This window comes from Stenotrophomonas sp. Steno-Z1, from assembly GCF_056393175.1.
The window spans coordinates 14,749-40,692 of the sequence record NZ_JBWJPB010000005.1 but is presented as its reverse complement, the minus strand read 5'-3'; the positions used below and the strand labels follow the sequence as shown (position 1 = coordinate 40,692).

At 70.2% G+C, this 25,944-nt stretch carries 10 protein-coding genes; 3 read left to right on the top strand and 7 right to left on the bottom strand.

The window, feature by feature from the left end; all coding sequences use genetic code 11:
• Positions 1-9: 9 nt before the first annotated feature.
• From AC06FD_RS14090 to AC06FD_RS14070, 5 genes are all read right to left on the bottom strand, one after another.
• Positions 10-1,020 (bottom strand): OmpA family protein, encoded by a 1,011-nt coding sequence (locus AC06FD_RS14090; RefSeq protein ID WP_478048208.1) that lies wholly within the window; start codon positions 1,018-1,020, stop codon positions 10-12.
• Between the two features lie 10 nt (positions 1,021-1,030).
• Entirely contained in the window at positions 1,031-4,387 is a 3,357-nt protein-coding gene (locus AC06FD_RS14085; RefSeq protein ID WP_478078149.1) for a hypothetical protein, read from the bottom strand.
• Positions 4,384-12,270, bottom strand: coding sequence for an SdrD B-like domain-containing protein (locus AC06FD_RS14080; RefSeq protein WP_478078148.1), 7,887 nt, complete (start codon positions 12,268-12,270; stop codon positions 4,384-4,386). Before AC06FD_RS14080 ends, AC06FD_RS14085 begins: the two co-directional genes overlap by 4 nt.
• 209 nt (positions 12,271-12,479) lie before the next feature.
• On the bottom strand, positions 12,480-13,226 hold the full coding sequence (locus AC06FD_RS14075) for a response regulator transcription factor (RefSeq protein ID WP_259209557.1): 747 nt from the start codon (positions 13,224-13,226) through the stop codon (positions 12,480-12,482).
• A 76-nt stretch (positions 13,227-13,302) separates the two neighbouring features.
• Positions 13,303-15,450, bottom strand: a complete 2,148-nt coding sequence (locus tag AC06FD_RS14070) for a S46 family peptidase (protein WP_478078147.1) — start codon at positions 15,448-15,450, stop codon at positions 13,303-13,305.
• 128 nt (positions 15,451-15,578) lie between these two features.
• Between AC06FD_RS14070 and AC06FD_RS14065 the strand changes: the two genes are divergently transcribed.
• The 3 genes from AC06FD_RS14065 to AC06FD_RS14055 all read left to right on the top strand — a co-directional run bounded on the left by AC06FD_RS14065 (position 15,579) and on the right by AC06FD_RS14055 (position 20,255).
• Positions 15,579-17,267, top strand: coding sequence for a molecular chaperone HscC (locus AC06FD_RS14065; RefSeq protein ID WP_259209347.1), 1,689 nt, complete (start codon positions 15,579-15,581; stop codon positions 17,265-17,267).
• Positions 17,264-18,787, top strand: coding sequence for a hypothetical protein (locus AC06FD_RS14060; RefSeq protein WP_478078146.1), 1,524 nt, complete (start codon positions 17,264-17,266; stop codon positions 18,785-18,787). The genes AC06FD_RS14065 and AC06FD_RS14060 overlap by 4 nt, the downstream gene beginning before the upstream one ends.
• 70 nt (positions 18,788-18,857) lie before the next feature.
• Entirely contained in the window at positions 18,858-20,255 is a 1,398-nt protein-coding gene (locus AC06FD_RS14055; protein ID WP_478078145.1) for a hypothetical protein, read from the top strand.
• Between the two features lie 39 nt (positions 20,256-20,294).
• On the opposite strand, the gene AC06FD_RS14050 is transcribed toward AC06FD_RS14055, so the two are convergent.
• Positions 20,295-24,137, bottom strand: a complete 3,843-nt coding sequence (locus tag AC06FD_RS14050) for a translocation/assembly module TamB domain-containing protein (protein WP_478078144.1) — start codon at positions 24,135-24,137, stop codon at positions 20,295-20,297.
• Positions 24,134-25,939, bottom strand: a complete 1,806-nt coding sequence (locus tag AC06FD_RS14045) for an autotransporter assembly complex protein TamA (protein ID WP_449334734.1) — start codon at positions 25,937-25,939, stop codon at positions 24,134-24,136. Before AC06FD_RS14045 ends, AC06FD_RS14050 begins: the two co-directional genes overlap by 4 nt.
• Positions 25,940-25,944: the final 5 nt, after the last annotated feature.

Here is a 25,944-nt window from a genome sequence, read left to right as displayed (position 1 = left end):
CCTGTCGCCTCAGCGCGTCACGTCGAAACGCACTTCCACCCGGCGATTGGGCAGCAGGCATTCCAGCAGCGCCGCGCGCGGACGCACGCCATCGCACTGCTGCACCTGCTGGGTATCGCCGCGGTACTCGTAGCGGATCAACGCCGGGTCGATGCCGCGGCCGACCAGCAGATCGCGCACGGTGCGGGCGCGCCGCTCGGACAGCGCCTGGTTGGCATCGAAGCCACGCCCCTGCATGCGGTCGGCGTGCCCGACCAGCGCGATGCCGCGCAGCTGCAGCGCTTCGCTGCGCACGCTGGCCAGTGCGCGGTCCACGCTCTCCAGCGAATAGGTGCGGATGTCGCGGTAACCGTCGCGGTCGAACTCGAACAGCACGTTGGCCACCAGCGGGGTCGGTGACGCCGCGGCCGGCGTGCCCACCGCGCACTGGCGTGCCGCCGCTTCGGCATCGTTGACCAGCTCCTCGGCGATCTGGATGTACGGCTTGGAATGGCGCCACTGCTGCTGGTTGAACTCGTTGCCGGCATGCACCAGTTCGACCTCGCCACAGGCCACCTGCTGCTGCGCGCAACTGAACCCCGGCGCGCCGTGCAGCACGCGCAGGCGCTGCCACAGGTCATCGCGCAGGTATTTGGCGCCATTGACCAGCGGCGTGTCGGTCGGCAGCGGCGAGGTGCCCTGCTCCATGCCCACGATCAGCGTTTCCGACTCGGTCAGCGCCTGCTGCGGGAAGTCGCTGCGGTCGTTGCGGCTGTACTCGTGGAAGGACACGTCGAGCCAGCACTGCGCCTTGGACAGGTGGTAGTCGCGGATCGGCCGGCCGCCGTCGTTGAGCGCCTGGATGCGGCCCTGGGTCGCTTCGTAGGCCTGGTGGTCGGCATGGATGGCCGCATCGGTGATGCGCTGCTGCTCCGGCCGCAGCCGGGTCTGCTGGGCAGCGGCGGTACCGGCCAGCGTGGTGGCGATGGCCACCACCAGCAGCGCGGGGACAACTCGGGAAATCGGGGAAAGCGTGGTCATCGGGGCATCCTCAGCGTGCCGGGTCGCGGTAGCGGACGGGGTCCGGCCGGAAAAGGTCTTCATCGAACTTGAAGCGCAGGCGCACGAACACGCCCTGCTGGGTGTACTCGTAGCCATTGAGATCGCGGTCGCCGGTGAAACCGCTCCAGTTGTAACCGGCCGACAGCCACAGGTTCTGGCGCAGCAGGCGCCCGACTTCCATGCCCCAGGCGTACTGGTTGGCGCCGGTCTGGCCGCGGAAGGTCGAGCCGAGCACGCCGATGTCCCAGTTTTCGGTGATGTCATACACCACCCGCCCGGACACCAGCACCGCATGGAAACGGCTGTTGACGCGCACCCCGTCGCCGTAGGCGAACTGGTCCTGCTGCCACTTGCCGGCAATGCGCCCGGTCAGCCACCACGGCCGCGACGGATGCCAGTCGGCATGGGTGGAGACGATGTGCGCGCGCGTGCGCACGTCCTGGCTGCTGCCATCCACGGCCACGCCGTCGGACAGGGTCAGCCCGCTCTCATCGCGTTCGAGCTTGTACTCGTAGCGGGCCAGCGCATTGATCCGGTTGCGGTCGGTATCGCGGTAGGCCACGCCGAGCTGGAAGCGGTCCTGCAGCACGTCGCCACGTGCGTCGTAGCGGGTGCTGAGCAGGTAGTTGCGGGCCAGCAGCGTCCAGTCGCGGCTGAGCTTGCGGGCCAGCATGGCCTGCAGCAGCGTGGTGTTGAAGGCCTCGTTGGTCGCGGTGTCCGGCACATCCTCGGAGATCCGGTGCTCGGCGCGGATCGCACCGCGCCACAGCGGGTTGGCGCTGTAGTCCAGCGCGAGCGCCAGGCCGGTGGTGTCGCCGGCGCTGCCGTCGATCACCTTGACGTGCTCGGCCGAGCTGCCCAGGCGCAGGCCCTCGGCGATATCCCAGGTGTTGCGGATGCCCGATGCGGCCTGGACGTCGCGGCCGCTGATCGAGTCGCGCAACCGGTACTCGCTGAAGGTCTGGGTATCGCGCAGGTAGCTGCTGTCGATGCCGAACACCAGCGCATCGGCCTCGCGGTCGGTGGTGGTGATGCCATACGCGCTGGTCAGGCCGGTCTGCTTCTCGTACCGGCCGTAGACGCGGCTGCGTTCGAACACCTGGTAATCCAGGCCGGCGGCCAGGCGCTTGCGATCTTCGCCGCTGACGCTCTGCTCCACCTCGGCACCGGCGCTGAGGCGATCGCTGACGCGATAACCCAGGCCGACGCGGGCACTGTCCGACGCCAGCTCGGTGCCTACCGGCAGGTCGCTGGTGATCGGACTGCCGCTGCTGCTGCCGTTGATCACCATCAACCCGGTGAGCGGATCGAGCGCCTGCTGGCCGTAGCCGAGCGCGCCGCCACCACTGCCGGTGGCAAAGCCACCGGTGAGCCCGCCCGCGTCACCGAAGGGAACGCCCGACGACCACGGCGAGGTCACGCCGATGGTCTCGCGGATGCTGCGCACGCCCACGTCCACGGTGAGCCGCTCGCTGGCGCCAATGCGCACGCCGGCACCGCCGGCGTCGCGCTTGCCACCGTCCGGGTTGCGGTCTTCGCTGCGCAGGCCTTCGGCGTACAGCTCCAGCTTCGGGCCGACCCGGTAGCCGAGCCGGGCGTTGTATTCGCCACGGCCGCCGTACAACGGCGCCGCCGGATTATTGAAGGCCGGATCGGTGCGGGCGGCGAACAGACGCGCGTCGAAGCGCGCGCCGTCATGCGCGAACTCGACCCGCCACGCATCGCCCTCGACCTCGCCGGTGACGTCCTTGAGCCCCTGCGAGGTGACCTGGTTGATGGTGTTGGTGTTGACCTCGCTGCGGGTACGCGCGAACTCGGCCACCAGCAGCGTGCTGTCGCCGAAGCGGTAGCTGGCGTTGGCGCTGCCCATGCTGAACTCGGCATACGGGTTGCGGTCGTCGACCACCGCCGCCCCCACTTCCATGCGCTCGCCCAGCTTGACCTGGGCATCGGCACCGACCACCCAGAACTTCTCGGTGTCCTGGTCCAGTTCGTAGGTGATGCGCAGCGAGACCGTGTTGAGGTCGCTGTCGAACGCCGGCAGGAACTGGTTGAGCAGGATGCGCCCGGAGAACGGCTCGAAACTGTAGTCGACCAGCCGCGCCAGCGCGCGCACCGAGACGATGCGGGTGGGCTGGTTGCGGTCGCGCACGATCACTTCCACCCGCTCGCTGCCTTCGAGTACGGCGTTGTTGCGCAGCGCGTACGGGCCGCTGCCCTGGCTGCGGAACTCCTCGATCACCTGGCGCAGCGAATCCTGCATCGCAAACACGTTGCTGCGCACGCGCTCGCTTTCGAAATGCCAGCCCAGGCCGGTGGCGGTGCGGTTGTAGGTGCCCAGGCTGCGCTGCGGCAGCGCGCCGCTGCCGCCGATGCCGGTGGCCGTGGCCAGCCCGTCGCCGGTCTGGAAGTCGCCATACAGCAGGTAGCTGCGGCGGTTGTCCACGCGCACGTACAGGCGTTCGGCCGAGCGCGCGTCGAAGCCGCGCAGCGATGCGTCGCCGTAGACCGGATAGAACTCCTCCGGCTGGATGTCGCGCAGCAGCCGGCCGCGGGTGTCCTTGTCCGAATCGTAGGCCGCGGTGAGCAGGTACTCGCCCTTGATCCGGCCCTTGACGAAGAACGCGGTGCGCGCGGCGGCATTGGCCTTGCCGTTGTTGAACTGGCGTTCCCAGCGGCGGATATCGCGGTCGAACGCGTCGTCGTGGTCCACCGGCGCGACCAGCCCGGCCGTGTTGCGACGACGGAAGTTGACCACGCCCTCGATCAGGCCGGTGGCCAGCATCTCGCGCATTTCCGGCAGGAAGGCGATGCTGCCCTGCGCAGTCTCCGCCCCCGCGGTGACCCGCAGCAGCACGTCCTGCGGATCATGCGGGGCCAGCAGGTCGAACTCGGCCAGGCCATCGACCACCTGCAGCTGCACGCCCGGGGTGATCGTGTCGGCATCCAGTGCACCCGGGCCCAGCTCATCGGTACGCGAGCCCGGCAGGCGGATGCGACCGGCGCTGTGTTCGATCGTGGCGTAGCGGCTGCCGCTCAGCGCGCGGCCCTGCGCATCCAGCAGCTGCACGCGCACGTGCACGGCGCTCTGGCCATCGGCCGGCACGCCGTCGCGATCCAGCTCGACCACGATGCGGTCCAGGGTGCCCGCCGCGGCACCGTCCAGCGCGCGCGGCGCGGCGTCGGTGCTGGTGGCACTGCGCGGATACAGGCTGGAGGCCTCGCCGAGCACCGGGGTGAAGCGGCCCGGGGTGCCCACGCTCTGCGCCATCGCCGGCGCGGCAGCCAGCGCACACGCCAGCAGGCTCAGCCGCGGCAGGCGGGTCAGCGGATGGCGGCGGCTCATGGCTGCACCTCCACGGCGGCGCCTGCGGCAGGCGGGAGGGTCCTGGGATGCACGATCGGTCTCTGGTTGGCCGAGTCGGTCGCCTGCTGCGGCGCCCGCGCGGGTTTGCTGTCAAAGCGCAACGGCGGCTGCCCGGTTTCGGTTTCCGGTGCGCGCACCTCGCCCTGGGTGCGGCGCGCCTTGACCTGCTCGAGCACCGGGTTGGCGCAGCTGCCCTCGATGAAGTCGGCGCGGTGCAGCTCGCCGTTCTTGAGGTCCAGGAACAGGCTGTCGGCATCGCCCAGGTTGCGGTTGCTGCTGGTGGTCAGGCGCGCCCCCAGCGGCAGGGTGGCGGCATCCACCTTCAGGGTGTGGCTCTGCGGTGGCAGGCCGCAGTAGCTGTACTTGCCCTCCGAATCGCTGATCACCCAGGTGCCGTCGGAGAAGTACAGGCGCACTCCGGGGATGCCCAGTTCCTCGCGGTCCTGCACGTGGTTGTTGTTGCAGTCCACGAACACCTTGCCGAGCACGCAGGCCTGGTCGGTGAACACGCCGCCGGTGACCCGCACGCGGTACTCGGCGCGGTTGGAGGGCAGCGCGCCGGGCAGCGGGGTGAGGCTGTCGGTGCTGATGCAGCCGCCGTCGAAGGCGCAACCGAACGCCTGCGCGCGGTTGATGCCATCGCCCTGCTGCGCACCCACGCCGACCCGCACGCGGTAGGTCAGCACGATCTGGCCCCCCACGCTGATCGAGCCAAGGCGGAAGCCCAGCAGCGGACCCGGCTTGCCGTCCGGGTCGACCACGGCGCGGCCATCGGCACGGGCAGTGCCGTCGATGTAGGTGAAGCCACGCGGCAGGCGGTCGACCACGTTGACGGTGCGCAGCGCGCTGCCGGCGGTCTGGCGCACGGTGATGGTGTACTGCACGGTGTCGCCGATCTCGGCGGTCTGGCGGTCACCGTTCTTGCTGATCGCCAGCCCGGTGGCCACCGCGGTGTCCAGCGGCAGGTGGTTGTGCACGATCGCGGCGGTGTCCGAACCGCCGAACAGGCCCAGGTAGTACTGGGTGGCCGTGCCGACCGCGCCGGTGGGCGCTGCGGTGTTGGGCTGGACCACGTGGTTGGCGCCGCCGCCGCCCAGCGGCGACAAGGTACCGTCCTGCGGCGGGATCAGGGTGGACACGAACGCATAGCCGCCCGGCGGGGTCACGCTGAGCTGGAACTCGCAGCGGGCCGGCGCGGCGGGGCCGAAGGCGAACTGGTAGAAGCCCTCGCTGCCCACGGTCATCGAGATCGTGTTGCCCTCGATGCGGTAACCGCCCTGGCCTGCATTGAGCACGGCGGTGCGCGGGTCGTAACCGCTGCACATGCCCACCGGCGACAGGGTCACGATCGCACCCGGGACCGGGTCGCGCGACACCGCGTCGTAGACCACGCCGGACGGATCCACCGGCAGGCTCTGCTGCGGCAGGTACTGGCCCGGTGCCAGCACCACCTCGAGCACGCTGCTGGCGTTGTCGTTGACCTGGCAGGCGCTGGTACCGGCGCGCGCGATGGCGCCGGCGGCGTCGCAGATGGCCTGCACGCCGGCCACGCTCTCGCGGGTGACCGGGTGCGGCCAGACGATGTTCGAGCGCGGGTCGCGGAAGCGGATGTTCCACTTCACTCCCGGCAGCACGTCGTTGAACCGGTAGCTGCCATCGGCCGCGGTGACCTGGCTGGCCACCACCTCGCCCGTGGCCGGGTCGACCAGTTCGACGATCCAGGCCGGCAGGCGCTGGTCGCCGCCATCGAGCAGCTGGTCATCGCCCCCCACGTCGTACCACACCGTGCCCCCCACCGAGGCGCTGAGCTGCACCTTGCTGGGCACGCGGCACACGTTCAGGGTGATCGCCGGATCGCACTCGGGCAGCGCGGTGACATCGCCCTCGAACGCCGCGCGTTCGGCCGGGCTCGGGCCGTGCGGCGCATCTTCGCCACCGCCCTGGACCAGCACCGCGTTGTGCACGGTGCTGCCATTGGCCGCGTCGGCGCCCACCTTCACCTTGACCGTGATCGCATCGGGCAGGGTCGCACCGGCAGCGATCAGCGTGCTGCTGCGGCACACGAAGCGCTGCGCACCGGCCGCACCCTCGCACAGCCAGCCGTTGCCGGTCGGCGTGTCGAGCAGGGTCAGGCCGACCGGCAGGCGGTCATGCACGTCGTAGCCGGCCAAGGTCTGGCGTGGGCCGATGTTGCGCACCTGGATCTGGTACTCGGCTGCATGGTTGACGGTGAACACGGCCGTGGTGGCGCGCTTGCTGACCACCAGGTCCGGGGTGTCGGCCACTTCGCCGAAGTTGTTCTGCACCGACTGCATGCCCGCGCCCAGCACCACCTGGCTGATCGCCGACGGTACCGTCGTGCGGTCGGTGGCCACGCCCACCACGCTGCCCTGCACGGTGCCGGCGCTGGTGATGCCGTTGGTGGTGTAGGCCGGCTGGTCCGGTTCGGTCAGCACGTAGCTGCCCGGCCGCAGGTTGGGGAAGCTGTAGTTGCCCTGCGCATCGGTGCGGGTGGTGAGGTTGACCGGCTGCCCGGCGTCATCGGTGCCGGTGAGCACGATCTGCACGTCGGCGATGCCGGTTTCGTCGGCGTCGATGCTGCCGTTGTCGTTGTTGTCGTAGTACACGCGGCCGGCGATCGAGGCGATCGGGATCTCGCCGAAGTTGTAGGCCGCGGCCGCTTCGTTGCTGCCCAGCACGATCGTGCTGATCGCCGATGGCACGGTCTCCGGCGAGGTCGCGGCGCCGCCCTTGTCGCCGGGCACGGTGGTGCCGTTGAGGGTGTTGCCCGGCTGGGTCGGTTCGGTCACCACGTAGGTGCCCGGCAGCAGGCCGACGAAGGCGTAGCTGCCGTCGGCGGCGGTGGTGGTGGTCAACTGCACCGGCTGGCCGTTGCGGTCGGTGCCGGTGAGCACGATCTCCACGCCGCCCAGGCCGGTTTCGGTCGGGTCGATGACGCCGTCGTTGTCCAGGTCCAGCCAGACCCGCCCGGCGATCGAGCTGCCGTTGGGGTTCTCGCCGAAATTGAAGTTCTCCCCATCGGCACCGGTGCCCAGGTCGATACCGGTGATGCGGTCGGTGCTGGCCGCGTCCGGCCCGCCCGGGCTGGCCACGCCGGTGCCCACCACGCACGTGCCGACGGCGCAGGCCGCGGCACCGATGGTGCCCGCGTTCACGGCGCTCGGCCGGTTGGTATAGGGGCCATTGGGCAAGGGCTCGCGCACGGCGTACAGCAGGTGCGGGTCCAGGTCGTCGAAACGGTAGTGGCCGTTGGCGTCGGTCTGCACGGTGGCCAGCACCGCGCCGGTGTTGGCATCCAGCAGCTCCACGCTGGCACCGACGATGGCGTTGTCGGTGCCCACGGTGCGCTGGTTGTTGAAGTCCAGGTCCACGTAGACGTAGCCGGACAGGCTGGGGCGCCGCACTTCGGGGAAGTTGTAGTTCACCGCCACCGCGCCGACGCTGCCGATCGTGCCACCGGGCACAGCCACGTCGGTGCCCAGCAGCACCACGTAGCGGCTGTCCGGGCTGCCGGCCTGGTAGCTGTCCGGGTTGAAGGTCGCGGCCTGCGCGCCACTGGTGGGCGGATCGATGCGGCCATTGGCATAGCCGGCCGGCTGCACTTCCAGCACGGTGTAGCCGGCCGCGTCGGACGGGGCCAGGTTGTCGAAGCGGTACTGGCCGCTGGCATCGGTGGTGACGGTCAGGTTGACCGCCTGGCCGTAGGCATCGGTGCCGCTCAGGCGGATCGACACACCGGCGATGCCGGCTTCACCGGCTTGCACGGTGCCGCCGTTGCCGGCGGCCTGGTCGCTGTCCACGAACACCTTGCCGGCGAGCGACAGGTTGACCACGTCCAGCGGCACATCGACGCTGTCGTTGGCCGGGTTCTCGTCGACCTGCTCGGTGCTGATCTGCGCATGGTTGCTGGCACTGCCACGCGGTGCGGTGCTGCCGGCCGGCAGCTGCGGCCACATCGCCGGCACCAGGATGCGGACCTGACCGGGGTTGCCGGTGGCGAAGGTGGTGTCGCCCACTTCGCAGGTCACCACCCGGTCGAGCACGCTGCAGGTGCCGCTGCCATCGGGGGTCGCCCCGGCGTAGGCCGGGCCCTGCTTCTGCCAGGTGACCGGGCCGGTGACCTGGACGCCGGCCGGCAGCGTATCCACCACCACGGTGCCGGTACCACGCAGCTGCGCGGTGGCGCTGCGGTCGCGCGACAGGCTCTGGCCGGGGCCATTGTTGACGCCGGTGATGACGTACCAGAACGGCTGGCGCACGGTGACGCCGGCCACGCTGGCCGGCAGTGCCACGCTCGGGGCGGCCCCCGGCGACACGGTCACCATGGTCTTGCGCACGGTCATGTCCGAGCGCATGAACACGCTGGTGGTTTCGGTGGTGCTGTTGTCGGCGCGGTTGGCATCGCCGGCGGTCAGGTCGGCGCCCTGGCGGGTTTCGGCCGAGTGCGCCAGCGCGGTGTTGCTCAAGGTATCGCCACCGCCGCCCGGCGCGCTGTCGTAGCGGTAGCGCAGGAACAGTTCGCTCTCCGCGCCGGCGGCCACGGTGCCGTCCTCGTTGCTGCCGGCAAAGCCGGCGCCCGGCATCAGGCAGTCCAGCACCATCGCGCTGCTGCCGTTGCCGGTAAACGGGTTGCTGCCTTCCACCACGCTGCAGCCGGCCACGTTGAAGCTGCCGCCGGCCGTCGTCGATGCGCCGATGAAGGTCACGGTGCGGCCATCCGGCGGCACCAGGCTGTCGCGGATGCGGGTATCGCTGGCCAGCGACGGGCCCTGGTTGCCCACCGTCACCCGATAGGTGAGGTAGTTGTTGGCCGGCACCTGCGGGTCGAAGCCCAGCGGGTCGATGCCACCGGCAAAGCCCTGGTCGTTCTTCTGCACCAGCAGGTCGACCCGGCCTTCGCCGAAGGTCAGCCGCGCCTGCCGGGTGTCATCGGCCGCGGTGCTGACCAGGTTGTAGTTCCAACTGCCGTTGGCATCGCTGCCGGTGGCGCCATCGGGGAAGCTGAAACCGGCCACGTTGTCGAACACACGGCCGGTGTTGCTGGCGTTGACGTTCGGGCGGATGCCCAGGTTGACGGTGTCCACCGCGCCATTGGCCAACGCCACCGCCGGGCAGGTCAGGGTCAGCGTGCGCGGGTTCGCGGTATCGGTATTGCGGTAGGAAATGCCACCGGCGGTGTTGCTGGCGGTGATCCCCGTCTCCATCGCGGTGATGGTGCAGGCCTGGTTGTTGGAGGCCAGACGCGCGTTGACCAGCACGAAGCCGCTGTCGCCGGCCGGCAGGGTGAAGGTATCGGTGAAGGCGACCCGCGGGATCGCCGACGGGCCCTGGTTGCGGTACTGGATGCGGTAGTCGGCGACCACGCCGGCACGACCGCTGTTGTCGCCGCTGGTGATCACCTTCTCGACGGTCTGCATGTTGGCCACGCGTTCCACGCGCAGCCAGTCGGTGGCGTAGTTGTCGCTCCAGTCCGACTCGCCCACCGAGCCGGTGATGCGACCGTCCACGCCAACGCCGGCGCGGTTGCAATGGAAGTGGCCCGACGCCGGTACCGTGCCGGCCGCCACGCAGGCCGCGTTGGCGCCGCTGGCGGCGGTCTTGCCGACGCTGTCGAACAGGATGCCCGGGGTGTTGCCGGCCGTGCGCAGGCGCAGGCGGATCACCGCGGTGGCGTTGCGGGCCAGCACCACGTTGCCCGATTCGCAGATCAGGCTGCCGCTGTTGATGCGGCAGTTGGCGGCCGGCCAACCGGCCGGCGCGGTGATGTCCACCACGGTGCGGTTGTTGTCCAGGAAGCCCGGCAGCGGGTCGTTGACCACCACGCCGGCGGTATCGGCACCGCTGTTGCGCACGGTCAGCAGGTACTCGGCCCAGGTTTCGGTGACGCCCACCACCTTGTCGCCGCCGGCTTCGGTGCTGGCGACCTTGGTGATCGACAGGTTGGCCGCATCGTCGGTGGCGCGGATGCCGCTGCCGGCGCAGTCGTTGCCGGTGATCTTGTCCTGGTTGACGCCGCTGTCGGTGGTCGGCTCCAGCGAGGCCGGGCCACCGCTGGGGGCCGAACCGCCGGTGCAGGCGTTGTTGGTCAGTACCCCGGCCGCGCGCGCGCGGGTGGTCATCACCAGCGTGGCGAACGCGTTGCCATTGCCGGTGCCGGTGGCGACGGCCACCGGGTAGGTGCCGGTGAAATCGCAGGTCACCACCTGGCGCGTGCCCGGGGTGTACGCGGCCGGCACTGCCGAGCAGCTGAACGGTCCGGTGGTGGCGATGAATTCCTCGCCATCGGCCAGCACGTCCACGATCTGCGCACCGGCGGTGATGCGGGCCGGGCCGTTGTTCCACAGGCGCAGGGTGGAGGTCATGTTGCTGGCCGAGGTGGTCCCGACCGGCACCACTTCGCCGTTTTCGTTGCTGCCCAGCTTGCTCTTGGCCAGGCGCAGGTCGGCGCCATCGGCGAGCACGGTCAGCGCGGTGGTGGCGATGTTGTTGTTGGTGCCATGGGTGGCATCGTTCGGGTCGGGGGTGAGCGCCGACTGGATCTGCACGGTGGCCGTGACATTGCCGGGCGTGGCCGGGGCCGTCGCCTGGATCTGCAGGATGTCCTTGCTGCCGGCCGGCATCGCACCGCTGCGCGAACAGGAGAACGTGGTCGGGGTCGGGCTGGTGCAGGTCCAGTTGGCCGGCAGCGAGCCGGTGCCGGTGAAGCTGAAGCCCGCCGGCAGCTGGCCGGTCACGCTCACGCCGCTGGAGGCCTCCGGGCCAAGATTGTCGGCGGTGACGGTGAACACCACCGGCCCGTCGGTGGCGGCGGGGGCCGGCGAAGCGACCATCGCCACGGTCACGTCGGCACCGGTGGTCACCACGGTGTTGGCGGTGGCCACGTCGTTGTCCGGACGGGGGTCCGGAGTGCCGTTGGCGGCCACGCGCGCGGAGTTGGTGACCGCGCCGCTGGACACGTTGGCCTTGGCACGGAAGGTGAACGTGCTGGTCAGCCCATTGGCCAGGCTGCCGGCGTGGGTGGCCGTGGTGGAGCCGTAATTGAAGGTCCAGCCGGTGCCGCTGAAGCTGCCCGGGACCACCGCGAAGCCGGCCGGCAGCGTGTCGATCACCTGGAAGTTGGTGGACGGGCTGGGGCCGGCGTTGCGCACGGTGAGGGTGTAGGTCACCTCGCCGCCGGCGATCACCGAGGCGGGGTTGCCACTCTTGGTCAGGCCCAGGTCGGCGCCGGCGGTCAGCGTGGTGTTCTGTTCGAGGCGGTTGTTGGCCGGGTTGCTGTCACCGGCGAAGAACGGATCGGCGTTGGTCAGGCTGGCGACCGGCGTGGTCGACGGCGGCAGGGCCGATTCGTTGCCGATCGCCGCCACCACCTTGGTGGTGCCCGGCTGCGCGTTCTGGGTATCGACCTTGAGCTGGAAGCTGATGCCACCGGCCGCCTGGCCGGGGAAGCTGGCGTAGCGGCAGACGATGCGCGTATCGGTCTGCGCGGTGCAGGCGGCAGGCAGCTGGTAGGCGCGGGTATTGGCCGGCAGGTCGAAGATCGCCGCGACGCCGCTGGCTGCGGCGGTATCGCTGTTGGACAGGGTGACGTCGTACACCACGATCGCCCCGACCGGCGCCGGATCGCTGCTCGCCGTGCCCGAGGCGGTGCCATCCCCACGCAGCCAGCCGCTGGTCGAGTCGGACAGCTGCGACACGCTGAGGTTGGCGGCCATGGCGGCGGGTGCCAGCAGGCAGCCCAGCAGGCTGCCGCACAGCAGCCGCCAGCCGCGTACGCGCCACGACGAACCCCACGACGATGCGATGCCTGCGACGGCATCCGTCCGAACCTGCTGCTTGTGCACGACTGTTCCCCTGCTGGCGACAAAGCCAGGGCCGCAGCCGCGATTGCAGACCCGCCTCCCTGGCATTCATGGCGCGCCGTCGACGACGGACGCGCGGCCTCGGCCGGTTGGCCGGAGGCGGCAGGGATTCTGGTGAGGGCGGCGTGCAAAGGCAGTACCAGCACCTCACGGTTGCTCTCACTTGCTCACACGCACCCCATGGGTCGGGCTCAGGACGCCTCGTCGGTCCACAGGTAGCCGGCCCCGCGCAGCGCGCGCACCGGCAGGGTCAGGCCGATCCCCCCGCGCACCCGCGTGCGCAGCCGATGCACCAGCACTTCCAGCCGATGCGGATCGAAGTCCCAGGGTTCATCGGTGACCGCGGCGATCAGCGCGTCGCGCTCGACCGGGCGGCCGGGCGCGGCCAGCAGCGCCCGCAGGAAACCACGTTCGGCGCGGGTGATCGCCAACACCGCGCCGTTGGGGGCGCAGAGGTCCCACCCGTCCGCCTGCAATCGCCAGGTACCGGTTGCAGGTGCGGCATGCGCGATCGGTGCCGCCGCGGGCAGGCGGCGGCGCAGGCTGGTGAGCGCGGCGGCCAGCAGGTCGCCGTCCAGCGGTTTCACCAGGTAAACATCGGCACCCAGCGACAGCCCGTGGGCCATCTCATGGGAACTGCCACGCCCGGTCAGCATCACGATGCCGATATCGGCGATCCGGCGCAGGTGCCGGGCCACGGCATAGCCGTCTTCGCCCGGCAGGCCGACGTCCAGGACCACGATGTCGCAACGGCCCACCGCCAGGGCCCGGTACAGCGCCTCGGCGCTGTCCAGCCCCATCGCCTCGGCGCCACGCCAGCGCAGGTCGTCCACGCTGAGCGCGAGCAGCTCCGGATCATCCTCGACCACCCAGACCCGAAGCCCGTGCAGATCCCGCCGTGCCGTCGTCGGCGTCGTGCCGTCGTCCTCGTCCTGCATTGCCACCACGTGTGTCCGCTCCCCAGCGCCAGCACGCAGTGTAGGCCACGACCGGCGGTCGTGGCCTACCCGCGGGTCATTCGGCCGGGACGCCCATTTCCTTCAGCAGCTCGGGCGCCGGGTAGACCTTGGCCAGCAGCCAGCGCAGGTAGCGCATGTCCACGTGCACCGCGCGCTTGTAGCGCGGGTCGAACCACCAGCTGGCACTGACCGACTCCCAGTTGCTGTCGAAGTTCAGCCCGATCAACTCACCCTTGGCATTGAGCACCGGCGAACCGGAGTTGCCGCCGGTGGTGTCCAGGTTGGTCAGGAAGTTGACCGTCTGGGTCTTCAGCACCGGATCGGCGGTGGAGCCGAAGTCGCCCTTGGCGATCGCGGCCAGCAGCGGCTTGGGCGCATCGAACGGGTAGGCGTTGGTGTTCTTCTCGACGATCCCGGCCACGGTGGTCACCGGGTCGAAATGCACCGCATCGCGCGGCGACAGCGCCTCCACCTTGCCGTAGCTGATGCGCAGGGTGCGGTTGGCATCGGGGTACACCGCACGGCCCTGGCTGGCGCGCCAGGCGAACAGGGCCTGCATGTAGGCCGGGCGCAGGCGCAGCTGCTCGCCGGCGCGCTCCTTGGCCTGGTCGTCCAGGCGCAACTGCGCGGCCACCAGCGGGCCGGCCAGGTCGATCAGCGGATCACGGGCCAGTGGCTTGCCTTCCTTGGCCGCGTTGAAGCGCGACAGGCGCTGGGCCTCGTCACCCAGCGTGGTGGCGGCATACAGGCCATCCAGCGCCTTGGCCAACGCCGCCGGGGTGCGGCCGAAGGCCGCATCGAACTCGGGCACGCGCTGCGCGTCGGGCAGCTGCTGGTAACGGGTGAGCAGGCTGGTCAGCAGGGCTTTTTCCACCGCCGGCGCATAGCGGCGCTGGACCTGCTTGAGCACGCCTTCGATCAGCGCCAGGTCGCGCTGCTGGTAGCCGCTCTCGCGCTCGGCATCGGGCTTGGCCGACTCGATGCGCAGCCGTTCCAGGGTGAGTGCCGAACGCAGCAGCTGGCTCTGCGTCGAGAGCAGGTCCAGCAGCAGGTCGCGCTCGCCCACCGAGGCGCCCTGCGACAGCGAGCCCAGCAGGGCCTGGATGTCGCCCTGGTAACGCGCGTCGGTGGCCTTGAGCATGGCCGTTTCATCGGCGGCACGCTGGGCCTTGGCATCGCTGCGCAGCAGGCCTTCCAGCTCGCCGGCGGCGCGCTTGCGGTTGTTCTTCAGCGATTGCAGCTGCGAGGCATAGCGGGTGCGCGCCTGCGCATCCTTGGCGGTGGCCGCCTCGATGGTGTCGATCATCTGCTGGAACACCGCCACACGGCGCGGCAGCACCGCATCGATCTGCCCGGCGAACTCGGCGGCGGTGCGGTGGCGGTAGGTGATGCCCGGGTAGCCGGCCAGCATCGCGTAGTCGCCGGTTTTGGGCCCATCGATGGCCATCTTCAGGTGGGCCGGCGGCTGGTAGGGCACGTTGTCCGGGCTGTACGGGGCCGGCTTGCCATCCTTGCCCACGTAGGCGCGCAGCAGGGTGAAATCGCCCGTGTGGCGCGGCCACATGAAGTTGTCGATCTCATCGCCGTAGTTGCCGATCGCACGCGGCGGTGCGTACACCAGGCGCACATCGCTCAGCTCCAGCTGGCGGATCCGGTAGAAATCGGTGCCGTAGTACATGTCGGCCACGCTGCAGCGCACGTTGCCGTCCTTCTCGCAGTCGGCCACCAGCTGCTTGCTGGCACGGTCCACGGCATCGAAATAGGCCCGGCCGGTCTTGCCGCGCGCCGCGCCCAGCACCTGCTCGGTGACCTTGTCGAAGCCGGTGGTGACCAGCACCCGGAAGTCCGGATTGGCGGCGCGTTCGTCGCTGCGGCCCTGGGCGATGAAGCCGTCGTCGATCAGGTTGTGCTCGGGCGAGCTGTTGTACTGGATCACGCCCATCGCCACGTGGTGGTTGGTGAGCAGCAAGCCGTCGCCGGACACGAACGAACCGGTACCGCCACCGGCCCGCACCACCGCGCTCAGCGGCGCGGCGGTCACGTTGGCCAGGTCGGCCGGGTCGCCCTTGAAGCCGGCCGCCTTCAGCGGCTTGGCCAGTTCCGGCAGCTGGGTCGGCATCCACATGCCTTCATCGGCGTGGGCGCCGGCGGCGAGGGTGAGGCCGAGGGCCAGGGCGGCGGTCAGGGGGTTGCGTGGCGACATGGGCACATCCGGTACGTCAGAACGAGCCGGAACCATAGCCATTGGGGCGGCGTCGGGCAACGCCCGATGGTCAGGGGTGCGCTGCGCTCCTACAATCGCGTTTTTCTGCACACAACGGACGGACGCAGATGATCGTCGGTATCGACCTGGGCACCACCCATTCGCTGATCGGCATCCACGGCACGGATGGCCCACGCTTGTTCCCCAACGCGCACGGCGAGCTGCTGACCCCCTCGGTGGTCAGCCTGGTCGATGACGCCGTGCTGGTCGGCCAGCCGGCCCGCGACCGCCTGGTCAGCCACCCGCAGCACAGCGTGGCCAACTTCAAGCGCTGGATGGGCAGCGACCGCGAGGTCCGCCTCGGCGGCCGCCGGTTCCGGCCGGAGGAGCTGTCCGCGCTGGTGCTGCGCTCGCTGCTGGCCGATGCCGAAGCCGCGCTCGGGCAGCCGGTGGAGGAAGCGGTGATCAGCGTGCCGGCCTACTTCTCCGATGCGCAGCGCAAGGCCACGCGCGCGGCCGGCGAGCTGGCCGGCATCCGCGTGGAACGGCTGATCAACGAACCGACCGCCGCGGCGCTCGCCTACGGCCTGCAGCAGCGCGACGAGGAGGGCCGCGTGCTGGTGCTGGACCTCGGCGGTGGCACCTTCGACGTCTCGATCCTGGAGCTGTTCGACGGCGTGATCGAAGTGCATGCCAGCGCCGGCGACAACTTCCTCGGCGGCGAAGACTTCCTGCACGTGCTGGCCCAGGCCTTCCACGCCGAGAACGACCTGGACCCGGCCAGCCTGTCCAGCGCCGAGCAGGCCCAGCTGCTGCGCCGGCTGGAGCTGTTCAAGCGCGAGCTGAGCCAGCAGGGCGACGGTCGCCTGGAGATCGCGCTGGGCAGCCGCGAGCTGTCCTGGCAGCTCGACGAAACCCGCTACGCCCAGCTGTGCGAGCCGCTGCTGCAGCGCATGCGGGCGCCCATCGAACGCGCCATCCGCGACGCCCGGCTCAAGCCGGAGGCGCTGGATGACATCGTCCTGGTCGGCGGCGCGGTGCGCATGCCGATGATCAGCCGCCTGGTCACCCGCATGTTCGGCCGGCTGCCGCTGCGCCACATCCACCCCGACCAGGCGATCGCGCTGGGCGCGGCCGTGGCGGCGGGCCTGAAGGACCGCGACCAGAGCCTGCGCGAGATCGTGCTCACCGACGTCTGCCCCTACACCCTGGGCACCCAGGTATCGCGGCGCGGGCCGGACGGCAGCGAGCGCAGCGGGTACTTCCACCCGATCATCCAGCGAAACAGCGTGGTCCCGGTCAGCCGCGAGGACCGCTTCTTCCCCATGCGCGACGACCAGCGCGAGGTGGTTATCGACATCTACCAGGGCGAAAGCCCGACGGTGGACAAGAACATCAAGCTGGGCGAACTGCGCGTGCCGTTGTCGCGCCAGGGCACGGCCGCCGACAAGGCCGTCACCACCCGCTTCACCTACGACGTCAATGGCCTGCTGCAGGTGGAAGTCACCGAAGACGCCAGCGGCACCCGCCACGAACTGATCCTGGAACAGAATCCCGGGCTGCTCTCCGCGCAGGACATCCGTGAGCGACTGCTGGCCCTGCAGGACCTGAAGATCCACCCGCGCGACCAGCAGCAGAACCTGGCCACCGTGGCCCGTGCCGAGCGCCTGTACGAGGAGTACCTGGACCAGCGCGACCTGCTGCAATCGTGGCTGGAGCAGTTCCGGCACGCGCTGGACAGCCAGGACATCAAGCGCATCGACCAGCACCGCGGTGAGCTGTCCGCGGCGATGGACGCGCTGGAACGCGACGCATGAGCTGGGGCCACGCGGCCCTCGACCTGGCGGAGGATGCCGACGAGCGCGCGGTCAAGCGCGCCTACGCCGCGCGCCTGCGCACCACCCGGCCCGACGATGACCCGGCCGCGTTCCAGCAGCTGCACCAGGCCTACCAGGCCGCGCTGGACTGGGCGCGCCATCGCGCGCACTGGCAGGACGAAGACGAGGACGAGGACAACCGCGGGCACGACCTGTCCGCCGCGCAGGCCAGCGGCATCGCAGAAGCGCTGCCGCTGGACCAGGCGCTGGCGCGCTCGTTCGCCCACGACGCCACCGCGGCGCCGGCCGAGGTGGTCTGGACGGCCGTGGTCGATGACGCGGACGCACACGACCCGGTGCGCATCCTGGACCGGGGTGACACCACCTTCCCGCCCGCTGCCCCGGCCGCACCCGCGCGTGCGACCGAGCCGCTGCCGCAACCGGCAGCGGCGCAGCTCGATCCGGGCACCTTCGCGCAGCGGGTCATCGCCGAAGCCCAGCAGTCCGAACCGGCCGCGTTCGAGCGCTGGCTGCAGCTGCGCCCGGAACTGTGGTCGCTGCGCGACAAGCCGCTGATCGGCGACCACGTGCTGCACCACCTGCTGACCCACGATGCGCCGATCTGCGCCGACAACTTCGACCTGCTCGCCCAGTGCTTCGGCTGGGACGACGTGGGCAGCGGCCTGGACCCTTACGAAGCGAATGCGTGCCGGCTGCGACTGCATCGGCTGTGGGTGCTGCAGCCGCGCAACCAGCACGGGCTGGCGCGCTACCTGCACCGCCCGCAGGCACCGGTCAATGCGGACGAGGCGCGCACCCGCCTGCAGCGCCTGACCCGTCCGTGGCAACCCTGGCGTGCGCTCTGGGACGCATGGCCGGCACATCGCGTGGCCGCCATGCGCGACACCCTCGACCTGCTCGGCGTGCACGATGCCGACGATGCGGTCCCGCCGCTGCGGCCGGCACAGGTCGCGTTCTGGCGCGCACTCGCCGATGGCCAGCGGCTGAGCTGGCCACGCATGCAGCTGGCGCTGCTGCGCAGTGCGTTGTGCGCGCTGGTGGTGCTTGCGGTGATGACGCTGCTCGGCGTGCTGGGGCGCGCTCCCGCCGTCGCGATGCAGGGTGTGTACGCGGCGCTGCTGGTGATGGGGGTGGGCGCCTTGCTGTTGCCCCTGCGCAGCCTCGGCCAATGGCAACTCGCCGAGGAACACCCGCCGGTGCGCTGGCCGCTGCTGCGGCTGTGGCTGATCCCGCTCCTGGCGATCGGCGCGCTGCTGATCATCCACCTCGGCGATGCGCGCATCGCCGGCAGCGCGCTGGCCTGGGCCACGCTCGGCCTGTCGATCCGGCGCTGGTGGCATCGCGCCGGCTACGTCTTCCAGTTCAACGGCTGGCTGCTGCTCGGGATCTGGCCGTTCCTGAAACTGGGCGGGCTGGCGCTGATGTTCGGCGAGATCGCCGTGGTCGGCGCGCTGCTGGCCTGGACGGTGGATGCGATGACCAAGGTCGTGCATCGGTGAGGCGCCACGCAGCGCGCTCCCGGCCGGCGCGTCCGGGCACCGCGGGCGCGCTGCCCCTTGAACAGCGCGCATGAGCTGGGGCCTGACCTGGCTGGGCCTGGATGACGGCACACCGGTCGACGTGCGCGCGGTCAAGCGCGCGTACGCGCAACGGCTGCGGGTTACCCGGCCGGACGACGATCCGGAGGCGTTCCAGCACCTGCACGCGGCCTACCAGGATGCGCTGGCCTGGGTGCAGGCGCAGGACGATGGCCCTCCCCCTCCCGGCCGGGGCGTCCCTGCCCGTGCCGACGCGCCTGCAGCCGCCCCGGCCCGGCCATGGGCATCGGCGGTGGATGTCGGCGCGGTAGGCAGCCGCATCGCCGCCTTCGCCAGGGAGCACGACGCCGCCACGCTCGAGGCCTGGCTGCAGCAGCAACCGGAACTGTGGTCGCTCGGCGACAAGCCGGCCATCGGCGAGGCCGTGTTGCAGGCCCTCCAGGCCGGCGACCCACCGCTGCCGCCGCCGGTGGTCGCCTGCCTCACCGCATGCTTCGCCTGGGACGACCTGCGCGGAGACATCGATCGCTGGGACCTGGAGGCCGCCGCGCGCCGTTGGCACCAGGCCTGGCTGCTGTCGCCGCAGGGCGCCGCCAGCCTAGCCCAGCGCTACCTGGACGTCACCGACAGCCTGCTGCTGCCCGACAGCAGCGTGTTGCGCAGCCTGCGCCAGGACCGCCCGCTGTGGCGCAACCTGCTGACCACGCTGGTGCCCCCGCGCGTCAACGAAGCCATCGGCGTGCTGCGCGCCCTGGACTTCTGGACCACCCGGGAGACACCGCCTGGCCTGGCCCCCGCCCAGGTCGCGTTCTGGGCGCGCTTCGGCAACGAAGGCGATCGCATCCACCTGCTCAGCGGCGCGCTGCGCGCCGGCACGCTGGCCGCCTTCTGCGGGCTGGTCTGCCTGTGGGGCGTGCTGGGCAGCTGGCCGTTGCCGCCGACCGGCGATGGCCAGTTCAGCGGCACCCAGCGCGCCATCCTCATCATGCTGATCGGAACGCTGTTCGTGCCGACGCTGTGGTTGTCCGGCGTGGCCCTGCGCGCGCTGGTGCGTTGGCAGCGCGCGCCGGAACAGATGCCCACCGCCCTGCCCGGATTGCGCATCCTGACCATTCCGCTGCTGGTCGCCAGCGCCATGGGCAGCCTGTGGCTGGCCCTGCGCCTGACCCCCGGCATCCCGGTGGCTGCGCTGGCGGGCCTGCTGGTGGCCAACGCGATCATCCTGCACGTCGCGTGGCAGCGGCTGCTGGCCCGCTGCGGTCCCTTCACTCCCAACGCCGATGAATTCCGGGGACTCTGGCGGGTGCTGGCGCTGCTGACCATCGTGCCCGCCTGGGGGATGGCGCTGGTGTGGTGGGCGCAGGACCTGCACCAGCACCGCGACCGGCTGCGCTGGTCCAATCGCACGGCTCACAACCCCCGGTCGTGAGCCGCCGATGACGCGCCGACGCAGGTGCGCCGTCGCCCCTTACTTCTCGCGCCGCCAGTTCAACGACCCGCGGTTTTCCACCGTGCTCGACTCCACTTCGATATCGAAGCCGCGGCGCAGCAGGTACTTCAACGTCAGCACCGAGCCGCTGCCGACCAGCGAAACGCCGTAACCGACGTACAGCTTGGGCGAGATGTACTTGCCCACGCCGATCACCGATCCGCCCAGCGCGCGCGACTGGCTCACCCCGGCATCGTCCAGGCCCAGCTTGGCGCCCAGCTGCGACGCCAGCAGGCCGCTGCCGGCCGACAGCGCCGCCGAGGCCGCGTTGACCTGCTGGGCCTGGTCGCTGCTGGCGCCGGTCAGGCTGCGGCCCAGCACCAGGTAGGCCAGCGCTTCGGACTGCGACATCGCCGGGGTGGACCACACGTCCACGCGCGGCGACTGCGCGCGACCGGTCACATCGATACCGGCCACGACATCACCGATGGTGCGTTCGGCGCGGATGTTGATGCGCGGGTCGGAGACCGCGATGTAGTTCCAGTTGAGGTTGCCGCGGGTGATGGTCAGGTCCTGGCCGTAGGCCTTGTAGCGCCCGCTCACTTCCAGCCCGCCGTTGGCGGTCATCTCACGGCCCGGCCGCGACCACACCTGCATCTTGCCGCCCAGTGCGCCCTTCAGGCCGAACCCGCTCATCTTGACCTTGTCGCCCAGGCTCACGGTCAGGTCCATGTCCAGCGGCGAGGTCGGGGTCTCTTCCGGGTCCACCGGGTCCAGCACCACCACGTCTTCGGACACCGAGGTGCCGCGATCCAGCCGCTCCAGGTCGAGGTCGGCCTCGGGCACGTGCACGCTGCCGCGCAACTGCATCGCGGTGCCGGCCAGGGTGAAGTCGAGGTTGGGGTTGGCGATCACGCGCAGCTCGCTGGTATTGGCCAGCAGCACGTTCTCGCCATGGATGTGCAGCTGCAGCGGCTGGGCATCGCCGAACCACGACAGCCCGCCATCCACGAACAGCGTGCCCTTCCCGGAATTGGCCTGCGCGGTGATCTTGGCCGAGCCATCCGGCTGCGCGGTGAAGCTGCCCTTGCCCTCATCGAAGGTCAGGCCCAGCGCCGGGAACTCGCCCTTGAACTTGCTCAGCGTGGCCTCGCCACCCAGCGACGGCGTACCGCGCGTGCCGCGCAGGCTGACGTGGCCTTCGATCAGCCCGGTCGGGCGCACGATGTCCGGTGAGAACAGCTCCAGCCAGTACAGCCGCGCGATGTTCATGTACAGCTCGCCGGTCAGCGGCGCGTTGGCGTCCCAGCCGGTCTGCACCTTGGCATCCACGAAGCCGTCGCCCTGGAAGCCGACGCCGAGCTTGCCGTTGATCTGCGACTGGGTCATCTCCACGTCCACCGAGAAGTGGTCGTAGCGCACCAGTTCACCGCGCGCGTTGTCGCCCAGCCGGATCCCGCCTTCGGCCGAGGCGATCTTGGCGCTGCCTTCCCACGCGTTGCCGCGCGGGCGGATGCGCCCATCCAGGGTCAGCTCGCCGCGCAGGTACATGCGGCGGCCGGATTGCGGTGGCAGCCACGGCTGCACCAGCGCCAGCGGCAGCGCATCGCCGCGTACCAGCAGGCCCTCGCGCGGCCAGTTGGCACTGGCGCACAGCGCACCGCCGGTGGCCGCGCCCAGGCAGGCGTCGCTGAGGGTGACGTTGCTGCCCTGCATGCTGAAGGTCGCCGGCGCGCGCAGGCTCCACGCATCGCCCTTGACCGGTGCGATGCGCAGCGCGCCCAGCTCGCCACGCCACGCCTGGCCCTGCTGGCGCACGCTGCCACTCAACGCCACCGCGCCCAGCTCGTTCTTCGTCTGCGCATCCAGCCGCAGGTTGGACACACTGCCGCGGGCGTCCACGTTCACGCTGTCCAGCAGCATGCCCACCTGTACCTTGCTGCCCTGCACCGCCAGCGTGCCGCTGTCGCCCTGCCACGGCAGGCGGCCCTTGATGCTGATCGCCTCGGCGCTCCAGTCGTCCCAGCGCAGGCCATTGCCGACCAGGTCGGCGGTGATGTCCGGCGCGGTCCGCGGGCCCTTCACCAGCACGTGGCCGCGCAGGCTGCCGCTGCTGCCGGGCAGCAGGTCGTCCAGCTGCACCGGGTCGAGCTGTGCATCGATATCGAGCCGGTCACCGACCGAGCCCTTCGCGGTCAGGCGGCTGTTGCCCACCGCCAGCTTCACGTTGCCCTCGCCCTGTTCGCCGCGCAACGCGAACCGGCCCTGTGCATCCACCGCGCGCTTGCGCAGCGTGCCCTTGATCCCGGGTACGTCGACGGTCGCCTCGTAGCTGCCGGCGGTGCCCGCCGGGCTGCCCGCCGGTGCCGGCAACTGCCGGCCCTTGGAGGCCAGCGCGCCGGACAGCTTGCCGTCCCAGCCCGGGACGAAATAGCCCGGGTCGAACGCGGCCAGCTTGACCGCCACATCCCAATCCAGCTGCGGTGCCCAGGCCACCTGGCCGGTCACATCCAGCGACCCGCCCGGGGTGCTGGCCAGCAACTGCTTGATCGCGGCGGCCTGGTCATTGCCGCGCACGTCGAACTGCAGGTCGGCGCTCTGCTTCTCGCGCTCGACCGAGGCCTTGCCCACGGCCGCCCAGTTCTTCAGCGTGCCCGCCAACCCCAGCCGGGCCTCCTTCAGCGTCACCGGCACCGGTGCGGCAGCGCCGGCGGTGGTGGTGTCGGGCGCCGGCACGAAGGTGAGGTCGTTGGCCACCACCGAGAAGCGCAGGCTTGCGTTCTCCTTGTCGGTGAAATCGGCCTTGCCCTGCAACCGCGCCTGCCCACCGAACGCCTTGATCTGCAGCGGTGCCACGGTCAGTACCTGGTCGGCCAGGCCGACCTTGGACGGGGCCAGTTCCACCGCGATGTCGCCCTGCTTGAAGCTGCCTTGCAGGTTGGCCTGGCCGCCCTTGCCGTCGGCCTGCACATCCAGCGCCATCGGCGTACGGGTGGTCGCGTCCATGCCCGGCACCAGCAGTGCCAGATCCAGTTCCCTGCTGCGTGCGCCGGCCTTCCACACCGGGTCGGTGCGGCCGTCGAACACCAGGCTGGCCTGCAGCGGTGCCGGTGCATTGCCGGCAATCGCCACTTCCATATGGCCCAGGTCGCCGCGTGCGACCAGGCCCAGGCGCGCCGGGGTGCGCCCGCGCGGGGCCGGCAGCAGCGCGCCGATGGTGATGTCGGTGTCGTAATCGCTGCGCGGCAGGTAGCGCCCGTCCACGCGGAAATCGCCCATGTCGCTGTCGACCTTGAGCTGGCTCGCGCGGAACTCGCCGTTGGCGATCTCCACCCCGCCGCGCACCTTGGCGATGTCGATCAGCGGCTGCTGGGCCTGGGTGATGCGGAAGCCATCGATGATGATGGTGTCGGCCTGGATCGCCAGCGGCATTTCGATCTGCGGCAGCGACTCCGGCCACGACGGCAGCTCGAACGGCTCATCGCTCTTGGCCAGGTTCAAGGTGGCGTTCTTGAGCTGCAGCGCATCCAGTTGCAGCTTGCGCCCGAGCAGCGGCCGGATGTCCGGATCCAGGTAAGCGCGCTCGGCGGTGAAGTGGATGTCGTCGTAACGGAAGTCCAGGTCGTGCAGCACCAGCGGCCCGGCCACCGGGCCGTCGACCTTGCTCCAGGTCAGCGTCGCACCGACCGGCAACCGCGCCACCACCTGGGCCAGCAGCACGTCGCGGCCGGCCACCGTCTGCAGCAGCCAGTACAGCAGCAGCAGCGCCAGCAGCACCAGGCCCAGCACGGTGAACCCGGACCACGCCCAGAAGCGGCGCTTGCGGTAGAAACGCACGCGATGCGGCGGTGTCGGGGTGGCGGGAGGCGTCGGCGTGCTCACAGGTCCGCTCCGATGTTCAGGTACAGCTGGAACTGCGAATCGGGGTCATTCAAGCCATGCGCGATGTCCACGCGCACCGGACCCACCGGCGATTTCCAGCGCACGCCGAAGCCCACGCCGGTGTGCAGGTCGATGGTGTTGTCGAACGCGCTGCCGGTATCGACGAACACCGCCGCACCCCACGGCCCGCCCTTGAAATAATGCTCGTACTCGGCCGAGCCGATCACCAGGTTTTTCGCGCCCAGCGCGTATTTATCCGGTGCGGGTGTGCGTGGGCCGACTTCGCGGTAGGCATAGCCGCGGATGCTGCGATCGCCGCCAGCGAAGAAGCGCAGGCTCGGCGGCATCGCCACCAGGTCGCTGGTCCACGTCGTGCCGCCTTCGCCACGCAGGATCAGGCGGTCGCTGTCGCCGATCGGCACGTACCAGCGCAGCACCATGTTGGCCTGCACGAAGCTGGTGTCCGAGCCCGCCCCTTCCACGCCGCCGCGCAGCGTGGCGCTGCCGCTCACGCCTCTACGCGGGAACAGGTCGTCGTCCACGTTGACGTAGTCGGCCACCAGCTGCGGGTACACCAGCGTGGAGGTGTTGTAGACCGCGTCGGTGAACTCGGTGCCCGAGGCATAGCGCCAGCGCTCGCGCAGTGCGTTGATCGACGCGATCGCGGTCCAGTGTTCGTTGATTTCGCCGCTGCGGCTGGCCGACAGCTTGAAGTTGCGCAGGTCGATGTAATCGGTCTGCTCGTCATACGCACTGGCGGTGAACGCATACCAGCCGTCCAGCCAGGCGAACGCGGGAATGCGGTAGCTGGTGACCAGGCTCTTGCGCTTCTGCGCATAGTCCAGCTGGGTGTTCATCTTGTGGCCGCGGCTGTTGAGGAACCGCCGCTCCAGGCCGCCGCGCACACCGGCGCCGCTCTCGCTGCCGTAGCTCAGGCCCGCGGTGTAGATGGTGCGCTTGGCGCGGGTCAGGTTGACGTCCACCGGCACGTCGCCATTGTCGTCGGCCTGGTCCGGGCGCGGCTGGATGTCGATCACGCTGAAGTAGTCCAGCTTGGTCAGCGACTCGCGCAGCCGGTCCAGCTTGCCTTCGTGGAAGTAGCTGCCCTTGTCCCAGTACACCAGCGGATCGAACAACGTATCGACGAAATAGTCCTGGTGGAAGCGGATATCGCCCATGTTGTAGCGGCGGCCGCTGTCCCAGGTCAGGTCGATGTCCGCGGCGTTCTCGGCGCGGGTGATCTGCACCTGGCGCTGGGTGTAGTCGGCGTCGAAATAGCCGCGCTCGGCCAGGCGCCGGGTCACCGTGATCTTGCTGGCTTCGTACTGGGTATGCTCGAAGCGCTGGCCCTTGCGCGGCTTGAACTTCTCCAGGTCTTCCTGCAGGTATTGATCGTTCTGCGCCGGGCCGGTGATGTCGATGTTCTCGCGCCGCACCAGGGTCGGCGGCCCCTTTTCCACGTGGATCACCACGCGCAGGTTCTCGCCCTCGCGCGGGCTCTCGACCTTGATCACCGGGTTGTAATAGCCGAATGGCTCCAGCGCCTCGCGGGTCTGGCGCTCGGCCTGGGACAACAGGTATTCCAACCGCGATTCGCCCTGCGGCTTGCCGATGGTGTCGTACAGCGACAGCGAGACCTCGATGTTCTCGATCATCTCGGCGTCGTCGCCCTTGTCCAGTCCGTTGATGTCCACCTTGTCGATCGTTCCGCGGGCGTGTGCCACCGAAGCGGTGGCCAGCGACAGGAACATCAGGGGAAGGGCGTAATTCTTTGGCTGCATGGACACAGCATAACGGGCCATCGCAA

What these genes read in the sequence shown, in the direction of transcription:
- AC06FD_RS14090 (WP_478048208.1), bottom strand. Translation starts at nt 1,020, where the DNA reads ATGACCACGCTTTCCCCGATTTCCCGAGTTGTCCCCGCGCTGCTGGTG.
- AC06FD_RS14085 (WP_478078149.1), bottom strand. Translation starts at nt 4,387, where the DNA reads ATGAGCCGCCGCCATCCGCTGACCCGCCTGCCGCGGCTGAGCCTGCTG.
- AC06FD_RS14065 (WP_259209347.1), top strand. Translation starts at nt 15,579, where the DNA reads ATGATCGTCGGTATCGACCTGGGCACCACCCATTCGCTGATCGGCATC.
- AC06FD_RS14055 (WP_478078145.1), top strand. Translation starts at nt 18,858, where the DNA reads ATGAGCTGGGGCCTGACCTGGCTGGGCCTGGATGACGGCACACCGGTC.
- AC06FD_RS14075 (WP_259209557.1), bottom strand. Translation starts at nt 13,226, where the DNA reads ATGCAGGACGAGGACGACGGCACGACGCCGACGACGGCACGGCGGGAT.
- AC06FD_RS14070 (WP_478078147.1), bottom strand. Translation starts at nt 15,450, where the DNA reads ATGTCGCCACGCAACCCCCTGACCGCCGCCCTGGCCCTCGGCCTCACC.
- AC06FD_RS14045 (WP_449334734.1), bottom strand. Translation starts at nt 25,939, where the DNA reads ATGGCCCGTTATGCTGTGTCCATGCAGCCAAAGAATTACGCCCTTCCC.
- AC06FD_RS14060 (WP_478078146.1), top strand. Translation starts at nt 17,264, where the DNA reads ATGAGCTGGGGCCACGCGGCCCTCGACCTGGCGGAGGATGCCGACGAG.